The organism is Actinomadura fulvescens (assembly GCF_039533225.1).
In the GTDB taxonomy this organism is placed as follows: domain Bacteria; phylum Actinomycetota; class Actinomycetes; order Streptosporangiales; family Streptosporangiaceae; genus Spirillospora; species Spirillospora fulvescens.
Window position 1 is genome coordinate 1 of the sequence record NZ_BAAATD010000034.1, and the last position, 11,029, is coordinate 11,029.

The window sequence follows — 11,029 nt, forward strand, 5'->3', positions numbered from 1 at the left end:
AATTCTGGGACAACGAAGGCGCGGGCTGTTGCCCGCCCGAGTGCAGTTCGCCGGGCGGCGGCTGATCACACCCAGGGGCGAGATGCGTAGCGACTGGAGTGATCTCCCGGGAACGATCCGGGAGGCCGTTGAATGCCGGACCGGCCCCATCGAGAGCACCCAACCGGCCGGCGCGGGCATCCACGCGGACATCGCCTCCACGGTGCACACTCCGGACGGCAAGATCTTCGTCAAGGCCTCGCGGAAGCTACCCGAGGAGGACGGCTCTGCGGTCCGGTCGCTGCGCAGAGAAGCCACACTCGCCGCGCTCATGTCCGAGTTCGCCCCCCGGCTCCTGTGGCAGGCAGAGGCCGGGGGGCTCGCGCTCGGGTTCGAATGAGTGTCCCCGATCTCACCGTGTAGCCGGGTATCTGGACCGGCTTCCTTGCACGCACCAGCGGCTGCGGCTGGCAAGTCCTGTGGTCGTGCGGAGGGGGCGGACCACTGAAGGGGTGGGGGTCTGGGGGCTTCCCCCAGCTTGGGGTTCGGGGCGGGAGCCCCGATGGGGCTGTCCGAGCGTTAGCGAGGGCCTTGCTTCTGGGGGTTTGCCTTCGGGTTGGTGGGGGTGGGGTGGCGGATAGGCTGTCTGGGCGTTTGCGGGTGGCTGCTTGTGAGGGCTTGGTTCGCTTTGCGGGGTGGGGATCCGGTATTCTTGGGGTTCGGCGCGTGTGAGCGCGCCATTTGACTTGCCATCGAGGCCCCGGCGGGCATCACTCGGTGTGCATCACTCGCCCATGGCGGGATCAAAGCAGAGAGCGCCGGAGGAGCCTCCTTCGGCGTGCCGCTCTTGGCGCCGGCCGGGGGTAGGCCCTCATCCGGGGGCTGGAAGACCACGCGCGGGACCGGGTCGGACCGGAAGCGCGCGCAGACGAAGGGTTTCGCGGTGTACGCGATTGTCCGCGCAGGCGGCAGGCAGGAAAAGGTGGCCGTCGACGACGTGCTCACCGTCGACAAGCTGGCCGGTGAGGTCGGCTCCACGGTCGTGTTCCCGGCCGTGTTGTACGTCGACGGCGACAAGGTCGTGAGCTCGCCCGCCGACCTGGCCAAGGTCGAGGTGACCGCCGAGATCCTCGGCGCGGTCAAGGGCCCGAAGATCAACATCATGCACTACCGGAACAAGACCGGGTACAAGCGGCGGATGGGTCACCGTCAGCCGTACACCGAGGTCAAGATCACCGGTATCAAGGCTGCGAAGTAAGGGAGGCGTAGGAGATGGCACACAAGAAGGGTGCATCGTCCAGCCGTAACGGTCGCGACTCCAATGCCAAGCGCCTTGGTGTCAAGCGGTTCGGCGGCCAGGCCGTCAACGCCGGCGAGATCATCGTTCGCCAGCGGGGCACGCACTTCCACCCCGGTCTCAACGTGGGCCGCGGTGGCGACGATACGCTGTTCGCGCTGGTCGCGGGGAAGGTCGAGTTCGGCCGTTACCGTGGGCGTAACGCGGTGAGCATCGTCCCGCCGGCGGAGTAATCCGCCTAAGAGAGACGTTGGCAGAGGGGCGGACCTGAGTGGTCCGCCCCTTTGTTTTGGTTGAGGCCCCGCAACGGGGCGTATAAGGAGGAAACCGTGGCAGCAGGAGCACAGGGTGCCCAGTTCGTGGACCGGGTGGTGCTGCATGTCGCCGCGGGCAACGGGGGCAATGGGTGCGCCTCGATCCACCGGGAGAAGTTCAAGCCGCTAGGCGGGCCTGACGGGGCCAATGGGGGACGTGGCGGTGACGTCACTCTGGTGGTGGATTCGAACGCGGCGAGCCTGCTGGAGTATCACCGGCGCCCCCATCGGAAGGCGGGCAACGGCAAGCCCGGGCAGGGCAGTCACCGGACGGGCGCCAACGGGGACGATGTCGTGCTGCCGGTTCCGGACGGGACCGTGGTGAAGGCCGCGGACGGAGAGGTCCTGGCCGACCTGGTGGGCGAGGGCACCCGGTTCGTGATCGCCAAGGGCGGCGCGGGCGGTCTGGGGAACGCGGCGCTGGCCTCGGCCAAACGCAAGGCGCCCGGCTTCGCCCTGCTGGGAGAGCCCGGTGACGAGGCCGACGTCGTGCTGGAGCTCAAGAGCGTCGCCGACGTGGCGCTGGTGGGCTTCCCCAGCGCGGGCAAGTCGTCGCTGATCGCCGCCCTGTCGGCCGCCAAGCCCAAGATCGCCGACTATCCGTTCACGACCCTGATCCCCAACCTGGGAGTCGTCAGCGCGGGGGACACCACGTTCACCGTCGCGGACGTGCCGGGGCTGATCGAGGGCGCCAGCGAGGGCAAGGGCCTCGGGCTGGAGTTCCTGCGGCATATCGAGCGGTCGTCGACGCTGGCGCACGTCCTGGACTGCGCGACGCTGGAGCCGGGCCGCGACCCGATCAGCGACTTCGAGATCATCGAGCGCGAACTCCAGGCGTACGACCGCGTCCTGGGCGACCGGCCTCTGTCGGACCGGCCGCGCGTCGTGGTCCTCAACAAGATCGACGTACCGGACGCGCGGGACCTCGCCGAGATGGTGCGGCCCGAGTTCGAGAAGCGCGGCCTGCGGGTCTTCGAGGTCTCGGCGGCCTCCCACGAGGGTCTGCGCGAGCTGTCGTTCGCCATGGCCGAGATGGTCCGCGACTACCGTGAGTCGCTGCCCGTCCCGGAGCCCACCCGCCTGGTCATCCGGCCCAAGGAGCTCGGCGGCGCGGACTTCGAGATCAAGACCATGGGCGACAACACGTACCTGATCACCGGCGCGAAGCCGGTCCGCTGGCTGCGGCAGACCGACTTCAACAACGAGGAGGCCGTGGGCTACCTCGCCGACCGGCTGGCCAGGCTCGGTGTCGAGGAGGCCCTCGCGCAGGCGGGTGCGGCGCCGGGCGCCACCGTCCTCATCGGCACCCCCGACGAGTCGATCGTCTTCGACTGGGAGCCGGAGGTCGTCGCGGGCGAGGCGGCGCCCGGCCCGCGCGGCACCGACCGGAGACTGGACGGGTTCCGCTAAGCCGACGAGCCGGACGGCCACCGACCAGGCCCGAGCCGGACGCCGGCCGGCGAGCCACCGACCAGGCCCGAGCCCCACACCGGGCCGGCGAGCACCGGAAACCCCCGGTGCCTCCGCACCCCCGAGGGAGAGCATGAACGCGCGACAGCCGATCGCCACCGCCCGGCGGATCGTGGTCAAGGCGGGCTCCTCGTCGCTCACCACCCCGCAGGGCACGATCGACGCCGACCGCATCGACGCGCTGGTGGACGTGCTCGCCGCGCGGCGCGCCGCCGGCACCGAGATCGTGTTCGTGTCGTCCGGCGCCATCGCCGCCGGACTCGGGCCGCTCGGGCTGACCCGGCGTCCGCCGGACCTGGCGACCCAGCAGGCGGCGGCGAGCGTGGGCCAGGGACTGCTGGTGGCGCGCTACACCTCGTCGTTCGCGCGGTACGGGGTGGGCGTCGCGCAGGTCCTGCTCACCGCCGACGACATGATCCGCCGTGTGCACCACCGCAACGCACAGCGCTGCATGGCGCAGCTGCTCAACCTGGGCGTCCTGCCGATCGTGAACGAGAACGACGCGGTCGCGACCGACGAGATCCGGTTCGGCGACAACGACCGGCTCGCCGCCCTGGTGGCGCACCTGACCCGCGCCGACGCGCTCATCCTGCTGTCGGACGTGGACGCGCTCTACACCGGCGACCCGCGGCTTCCCGGCGCCCGCCGCATCGACGAGGTCCGCACGCCCGCCGACCTCGCCGGCATCCAGCTCGGCGGCTCCGGTCGTGTCGGCACCGGCGGGATGGTGACCAAGGTCGAGGCGGCCCGCATCGCGGGCATCCCGGTCGTGCTGACGAACGCCGCGTCCGCCGCCGCCGCGATCGCCGGCGAGCCTGTGGGCACCTACTTCCATCCGGACGCGCGGCGCCGGTCGACCCGGCACCTGTGGCTGGCCCATGCCACCACCGGCCAGGGGCGCATCGTGCTGGACCCGGGCGCGGTCGAGGCCGTCGTGCAGCGCCGCAAGTCGCTCCTGCCCGCCGGGGTCACCGGTGTGGAGGGCGACTTCGCCGCCGGCGACCCCGTGGACCTCTGCGGTACGGACGGCCGCGTGGTCGCGCGCGGCCTGGTGAACTACGACGCGGGGGAGATCCCGGAGCTGATGGGCCGCTCCACCCGCTGGCTGGCCCGCGAGCTGGGCCCCGAATACGAACGAGAGATCATTCACCGCGATGACCTCGTCGTCCTGACCACCGAAGAACAGGCGCGAACCCTGGATGGGAGCCGGAATGAGTGAGCCGACAGCTCAAGCGGTGCCGGAGCGCGACGCCTTCCTGCGCGTCGCCGGCAAGGCCAAGGAGGCCGCGGCCGTGCTGGCGCCGCTGTCGCGTGCCACCAAGGACGCCGCGTTGCACACGATCGCCGACGCGCTGGTCGCCCGTGCCGACGAGATCGTCAAGGCCAACGAGGGCGACGTGGCGCGGGCCCGCGAGGCGGGCACGTCCGAGTACATGATCGACCGGCTGAGCCTGTCGGTGCCGCGCATCGAGGCGATCGCCGCCGCCGTCCGCCAGGTCGCGGCCCTGCCCGACCCGGTCGGGGAGACCGTGCGGGGCAACGTGCTGCCCAACGGCCTGGAGCTGCGCCAGGTCCGGGTGCCGCTCGGTGTCGTCGGCATCATCTACGAGGGCCGCCCCAACGTGACGGTCGACGCCGCCGCGCTCTGCCTCAAGAGCGGGAACGTGGCGATGCTCCGCGGTTCGTCGTCGGCGTTCGACTCCAACACCGCCCTCGTCGGCGTCATGCAGGACGCGTTGCGAGGGACCCGGGTCCCCGCCGACGCGATCCAGCTCGTGCCGGGCACCAGCCGCGAGTCGGTCAAGCACCTCATGCGCGCCCGCGGCCTGGTGGACGTGCTGATCCCGCGCGGCGGCGCCGCACTGATCAACTCGGTGGTCGAGGAATCGACCGTGCCGGTGATCGAGACCGGGGTGGGCAACTGCGCGGTGTACGTGGACGCCGCCGCCGACGTGGACCTCGCGGTCGACATCCTCGTCAACTCCAAGACGCAGCGGCCCTCGGTCTGCAACGCCGCCGAGACGGTCCTCGTGCACGCCGACATCGCCGACGTCTTCGTGCCGCGCGCGCTGGAGGCCCTCCGCGCCAAGGGGGTCACCGTCCACGGCGACGACCGCGTCCGCTCGTACGGCGAGGACGTCGTCGCCGCGACCGAGGACGACTGGTACGCCGAGTACCTCTCGCTCGACATCGCCGCCCGCGTCGTCGACAGCCTCGACGACGCCGTCGCGCACATCCGCACGTACGGCTCCGGGCACACCGAGGCCATCGTCACCACGTCCCAGCCCGCCGCCAAGCGCTTCGTCGCGCTGGTCGACTCGGCCGCGGTCATGGTGAACGCCTCGACGCGCTTCACCGACGGCGAGGAGTTCGGCTTCGGCGCGGAGATCGGCATCTCCACGCAGAAACTGCACGCCCGCGGCCCCATGGGGCTTCCCGAGCTCACGTCCACCAAGTACGTGGTCGTCGGCGAGGGACAGCTCAAGGGAGTCTGATCCCACCGGCGGCGACGACCTGGCGGTACTCATCATGTGACACATTGGCTATTGATGTCACGTCGGTAGGTGTGGTCTGATCTCGGCTGTGACAGCTGAGATCAGCCGCCGCCGCGTTCTCCGGGACGCCGCCCTCGGCGCGGGGATCGCCTCCACGGGTCTGACCGCCTTCCCGGCTCGCCCTGCCGCCGCGTCCGCCGCCCCCCGGCTGCGCGGCCCGGTGGCGGGCACGACGCTCGAACGCACGCTGCTCCTCGGCGCTCCCGGCCCCGGCGGTTACCGCAAGGTCGTCGCCGGACCGGGCGAGCCGCACCTGCTCCGCCGCGACCTCGGCGGAACGGCGGCCCCGGCCCGCGCCGCCCGGCGTCGAGGCATCCTCGCGTTCGGGCACCTGACCGACGTGCACATCATCGACGCCCAGTCGCCGGCGCGGGTCGAGTTCCTCGACCGCTTCAAGGACGCGCTGAGCGTGCTGCCGGTCGAGGGCGCCTGGCGGCCGCAGGAGATCCTGACGACCCAGGTCGCCGAGGCGATGGTCCGGGCGATCAACCGGGTCGGGCGCGGCCCGGCGACCGGCCTCGGTCTCGCGTTCACGATCAACACCGGCGACGCCGCCGACAACGTCCAGTACAACGAGCTGCGCTGGATCATCGACCTGCTCGACGGCGGCCGGATCCACCCCGACTCCGGTGATCTCCGGCGCTTCGAGGGCGTCCAGGACTGGGCGGCCTACGACACCCGCTACTGGCACCCGGACGGCCCGCCGCCCGGCGCCGATCCCGACGTGGCCCTCGCCCGTTACGGCTTCCCGCGCGTCAAGGGCCTGCTGGACGCCGCGCGCCGTCCGTTCCAGGCGACCGGACTCGACTCGCCGTGGCTCGCGGTGTTCGGCAACCACGACGGGCTCATGCAGGGCAACCTGCCGCCCAACCCGCTGCTGTCCGGCCTGGCCACCGGAGGCATCAAGATCGGAGCCCCGGCGAGCGACGCCCAGGCCGAAAGCCTCGCGCGCATGCTCCGTACCGGCGACGGCCGCGAGCTCGTGCGGCTCAGCACGCAGCGCGGCAGCGGCGGCGCCGGCCTCTTCCGCCAGGTGACGCCCGATCCCAAGCGCCGCATGGTGTCGCGCGCCGAGGTCGTACGGGAGCACTTCAAGACGAGCACGGCGCTGCGCGGTCACGGTTTCACCTTGGCCAACCTCCGCGACGGCACGGCGTACTACGCGTTCGACAGAGGCGTCGTGCGCGGCCTGGTGCTCGACACGGTCAACCCGAACGGCTACTCCGAAGGCTCGCTCGACCGCGGCCAGTTCGCCTGGCTGGAGGCGCAGCTCCGTTCCGGCAGCAGCCGCTACTTCGACGCCAAGGGCGACCTCGTCCGGCGGCCGGCCGTCAAGGACCGCCTGTTCGTGCTCTTCAGCCACCACACGATCGACTCGATGGCCAACCCGCTCGGCGGCGGCCGGGTGCTCGGCGACGAGGTGAAGGCCCTGCTCCTGCGCTACCCCAACGTCGTGCTGTGGGTGAACGGGCACACCCATCGCAACGAGGTCATCCCGCACGCCCGCCCGTCCGGCCGCGGCGGTTTCTGGGAGGTCAACACGGCGGCGCACGTCGACTTCCCGCAGCAGAGCCGCATCGTCGAGCTGGCCGACAACGGCGACGGCACCCTGTCGGTGTTCGCGACGGTGCTCGACTCCGCGGGCCCCGAGTCGTTCGGCGGCAGGATCGGCGACCCGGTGCGCCTGGCGTCGCTGTCACGCGAGCTCGCCGGGAACGACTGGCAGGACCGCGACGAGAACCGCCGGGGCGAACGCAAGGACCGCAACGTCGAACTGCTCCTCCCCGCCCCCTTCTGACCCGCCGAAACCCGAGAAGCTCACGGAAGCCACCAGACCACGGAAACGAAGGCCGGGTGACGCGGGCCGGGATGACAAAATGGATCAAGCGCGGGGCTGCGCGCCTGATCCCCTGAGGTCCCGCCGCCGACGGCTCAGCCGGCGCCGTTGGCCGGGCCGTCGTCCCGGCGCCCGCGGCTGGAGACGCGGTCGAACAGCCCGCCGGCGGCCGAGGCGGCGGCGTCGGCGACGTCACGGACCTTGCCGATGAACGGGTCGGCCGTCTGCTCCCACGACTCGCGGTAGGACTTGGCCGCGTTCCGGATCTCCTCCGACACCGAGGCGTTGCCGTCGTCGTCGCGGCGCGGGTAGTCGCCCGCCAGGATGCGCTCGTACTCGCCGCCGTGCGCCCACTTGTCGATCTCGGCGAACCGCATCACCGCGTACGGGTGCGACTGCGGCAGCAGGTTGAGGAACTTCAGCAGCCCGTCGCGCACGTCGCCCGCCGCGTCGTACTCGCGCGCCTGCTCAAGGAACGCCTCGCTGCTCATCTCCTGCAGCCGCGTGCCGCCGGCGAGCTTCATCATCGTGCGCTTGGCGGCGTCGAGGTCCTGCCCGGCCAGCAGCCCGGCCCGGTCGGACGACAGCTCGGCCTTGCGGAACCACTCCTTCAGCCCGATGATGATCGCCGCGATGCCGAGATTGCCGAGCGGCAGCCAGGCCAGCCGGCTCCCGAGCGAGATCAGGATCTGCATCATCGTCTGGTAGACCGCGTGGCCGGACAGGATGTGCCCGACCTCGTGCGCGATGACGAACCGCAGTTCCTCGTCGTCGAGCAGGTCGATGAGGCCCGTGTTGATGACGATGAACGGGCGGTCGGAGCCGAGGGCCATCGCGTTCGGCTCCGGGCTCTGCCGTACGTACACCTCGGGGACCTCGGGCAGGTCGAGGATGTAGCAGGCGTCCCGGACCATGTCGTGCAGGTTGCGGAACTGGTTTTCGCCGACCCGCACGGTGCCGCCCAGGAACATCAGACGGAACGCCCGCTCGTTGAAGAGGCCGGACATCTTACGGAGAACGGTGTCGAACCCCGTCAGCGACCGCAGCGCCACCAGCGCCGAGCGGTCAGCAGGGTGTTCGTAGGCCCGGGAGCTGATCCCCGGAAAGCGCGTGCGTGCTCGATCCGGTGTGTTCGTCGTCATATCCGGCATGGTAAGTCCGACGAACCACCCACTCCCAGGGTTCCCGCCACGGGCGCGCCGTCCAGGACCGGTCCACGCCGGTGGGCTTGCGCCCGGAGCGTGACACGCGTTCTACGTCCGGCGACCGGGGCCGGCCGCTGCCGGGCCTGGCGTGATCCGGAGGGTCGCGTGGCGGCGGGTCACGGGGCGCTGGCTATTCTCGTCGCCATGACGCAAAAGCGGCGGTTGGGGATCATGGGCGGGACGTTCGACCCGATCCACCACGGCCATCTCGTGGCCGCCAGCGAGGTCGCCCACTACTTCTCGCTGGACGAGGTCGTCTTCGTCCCCACCGGGATCTCCTCGCACAAGGAGGACCAGAAGATCGCGGCCGCCGAGGACCGCTATCTCATGACGGTGATCGCGACCGCGTCCAACCCCAGGTTCTCCGTCAGCCGCATCGACATCGACCGGCCCGGCCCCACGTACACCGTCGACACCCTGCGGGACATGCGTGCCCTGCACGGGCCGGACACCGAGCTGTTCTTCATCACCGGCGCCGACGCCCTCGCGAAGATGCTGACCTGGCACGGCACCGACGAGCTCTTCGAACTCTCGCAGTTCGTGGGCGTCACCCGGCCGGGCCACCGGCTGGCCGACCCCGGCCTGCCGAACGGCCGCGTCAGCCTTATGGAGGTGCCCGCGCTCTCGATCTCCTCCACCGAGTGCCGTGATCGTGTACAGGCCGGAGAGCCGATCTGGTACCTGGTCCCCGACGGCATCGTGCAGTACATCAACAAACGCGGCCTCTACCGTGACGATGCCGCCTGAACAGGGCGCATATTGATTACCGGGCTTTACCTTCCGCCCATACCCTGGATAGTGAGACCGTTGCGGCCAAACCGGATCGCGACGTTCACAAGCCGACGAACAGGGCCGCGTCCAGGAGCCATGAGAGGCTAGGACCGGGACGTCCCCGACAGGGAGGATCGCGAACACACCGTGACCGCATCCGACAGGGCCGCACAGCTGGTCCGCATCGCCGCCGAGGCCGCGGGCGACAAGCTGGCCGACGACATTCTTGCCTACGACGTGAGCGAGCAACTCGTCATCACCGACGCGTTCGTGCTCTGCTCGGCGTCCAACGACCGCCAGGTCCGCGCGATCGTCGACGAGATCGAAAAGCGTCTCCGCGAGGAGGCCGACGCCAAGCCCATCCGCCGCGAAGGCGAGCGGGAAGGGCGCTGGGTGCTGCTGGACTACGCCGACATCATCGTGCACGTCCAACACGAGGAGGACCGCCTCTTCTACGCCCTGGAACGGCTGTGGAAGGACTGCCCCCTCGTCGAGCTCCCCGAGAGCGTGAACGCCCACTCCGCCCAGCGCGTCCGCAAGGTCGGGAGCGCGAGTGAGTGACGTGCCCCGGCGCGAGCCCGGCAAGCGCCGCCTGGTCCTCTGGCGGCACGGCCAGACCGCCTGGAACGTCGAACGCCGCTTCCAGGGCAAGACCGACATCCCGCTGGACGAGACCGGCGTCGAACAGGCCCACCGCTCGGCCCGCCTCCTCGCCGCCCTCCGTCCCACCGCGATCCTGGCCTCGCCGCTGCAGCGCGCCGCCGACACCGCGCAGGCCCTCGCCGACGTCACCGGGCTGCCCGTCACCCACGACAAGGACCTGATCGAACGTGACGGCGGCCAATGGGAAGGCCTCACCGCCCACGAGATCCGGGAACGCTACCCCGCCGAACACGCCCGCTGGCAGCCGCCCGACGGCGAGACCAGCGCCCAGGTCGCCGAACGCGTCGGCACCGCGCTGGAACGCGCCCTCGACGACCTGCCGCCCACCGGCCTGCTCGTCGTCGCCTCCCACGGAGCCGCCCTGCGCCTCGGCATGTCCCACCTCCTCGGCTTCCCCCAGGACATCTGGGAACGCCTCGGCGGCCTGTCCAACTGCTGCTGGTCCGTACTCGCCGAAATGCGCGACGGCGGCTGGCGCCTCGTCGAACACAACGCGGGCACCCTGCCCGAACCCGTCCTCTCCGACGACCGCACCGACAACGGTGCCTAGCCCCGACAACCGATTCGAGTCCCGCCCCCGCCTTCCTATACACTGGCGAAGCGCTGCGGGATGCACGTCCACGCAGCTGCGGGGCTATGGCGCAGTTGGTAGCGCGCCTCCATGGCATGGAGGAGGTCTGGGGTTCGAATCCCCATAGCTCCACTTCGGAGTTGGGAGTGGTGTGCCTGCGGAAAGCGCAGGCCGCCACTCCTTCGTCATGTTGACCTGGGGGACGACCCCCAGACCCCCGATGTGGGGGCTCCGCCCCCACGCCCCCTCGGGGCTGCGCCCCTTTTTGGGGCTCCGCCCCCTCGCCCCCTCGGGGCTGCGCCCCTTTTTGGGGCTCCGCCCCCTCGCCCCCTCGGGGCTGCGCCCCTTTTTGGGGCTCCGCCCCCTC

11 protein-coding genes and 1 tRNA gene are annotated in these 11,029 nt (G+C 70.8%); 11 read left to right on the forward strand and 1 reads right to left on the reverse strand.

Features of this window, described 5'->3' with window-relative positions:
• The 7 genes from ABD333_RS47025 to ABD333_RS47055 all read left to right on the forward strand — a co-directional run.
• On the forward strand, positions 1-379 hold a 379-nt coding region (locus ABD333_RS47025), incomplete at its 5' end, for a hypothetical protein (protein ID WP_344549445.1).
• A 543-nt stretch (positions 380-922) separates the two neighbouring features.
• A complete protein-coding gene (gene rplU / locus ABD333_RS47030; RefSeq protein ID WP_344549446.1) occupies positions 923-1,237 on the forward strand; it encodes a 50S ribosomal protein L21 in 315 nt (104 codons plus the stop codon).
• A gap of 14 nt (positions 1,238-1,251) precedes the next feature.
• Positions 1,252-1,509 carry a 50S ribosomal protein L27 gene (rpmA, locus tag ABD333_RS47035; protein ID WP_151571159.1) on the forward strand — a complete coding sequence of 86 codons (258 nt, stop codon included), beginning with the start codon at positions 1,252-1,254 and terminating at the stop codon, positions 1,507-1,509.
• 96 nt (positions 1,510-1,605) lie between these two features.
• Positions 1,606-3,000, forward strand: a complete 1,395-nt coding sequence (gene obgE, locus ABD333_RS47040; RefSeq protein ID WP_344549447.1) for a GTPase ObgE — start codon at positions 1,606-1,608, stop codon at positions 2,998-3,000.
• Positions 3,001-3,133: 133 nt separating this feature from the next.
• Positions 3,134-4,279, forward strand: coding sequence for a glutamate 5-kinase (gene proB, locus ABD333_RS47045; RefSeq protein WP_344549448.1), 1,146 nt, complete (start codon positions 3,134-3,136; stop codon positions 4,277-4,279).
• Complete coding sequence (locus ABD333_RS47050) at positions 4,272-5,555, forward strand: glutamate-5-semialdehyde dehydrogenase (RefSeq protein WP_344549449.1); 1,284 nt, start codon at positions 4,272-4,274, stop codon at positions 5,553-5,555. The genes proB and ABD333_RS47050 overlap by 8 nt, the downstream gene beginning before the upstream one ends.
• Positions 5,556-5,643: 88 nt before the next feature.
• Entirely contained in the window at positions 5,644-7,413 is a 1,770-nt protein-coding gene (locus tag ABD333_RS47055) for a TIGR03767 family metallophosphoesterase (protein WP_344549450.1), read from the forward strand.
• Positions 7,414-7,547: 134 nt separating this feature from the next.
• Here the strand turns inward: ABD333_RS47055 and ABD333_RS47060 are convergent, their stop codons facing one another.
• Positions 7,548-8,594, reverse strand: a complete 1,047-nt coding sequence (locus tag ABD333_RS47060) for a M48 family metallopeptidase (RefSeq protein WP_344549451.1) — start codon at positions 8,592-8,594, stop codon at positions 7,548-7,550.
• 207 nt (positions 8,595-8,801) lie between these two features.
• Between ABD333_RS47060 and nadD the strand changes: the two genes are divergently transcribed.
• From nadD to ABD333_RS47080, 4 genes are all read left to right on the forward strand, one after another.
• Positions 8,802-9,404: a nicotinate-nucleotide adenylyltransferase gene (gene nadD, locus ABD333_RS47065; protein ID WP_344549452.1), complete on the forward strand. Its 603-nt coding sequence runs from the start codon at positions 8,802-8,804 to the stop codon at positions 9,402-9,404.
• Between the two features lie 171 nt (positions 9,405-9,575).
• On the forward strand, positions 9,576-9,989 hold the full coding sequence (rsfS, locus tag ABD333_RS47070; RefSeq protein ID WP_344549453.1) for a ribosome silencing factor: 414 nt from the start codon (positions 9,576-9,578) through the stop codon (positions 9,987-9,989).
• On the forward strand, positions 9,982-10,641 hold the full coding sequence (locus tag ABD333_RS47075; RefSeq protein ID WP_344549454.1) for a histidine phosphatase family protein: 660 nt from the start codon (positions 9,982-9,984) through the stop codon (positions 10,639-10,641). The genes rsfS and ABD333_RS47075 overlap by 8 nt, the downstream gene beginning before the upstream one ends.
• Before the next feature lie 80 nt (positions 10,642-10,721).
• Positions 10,722-10,794: transfer RNA gene (locus ABD333_RS47080), tRNA-Ala, on the forward strand.
• Positions 10,795-11,029: the final 235 nt, after the last annotated feature.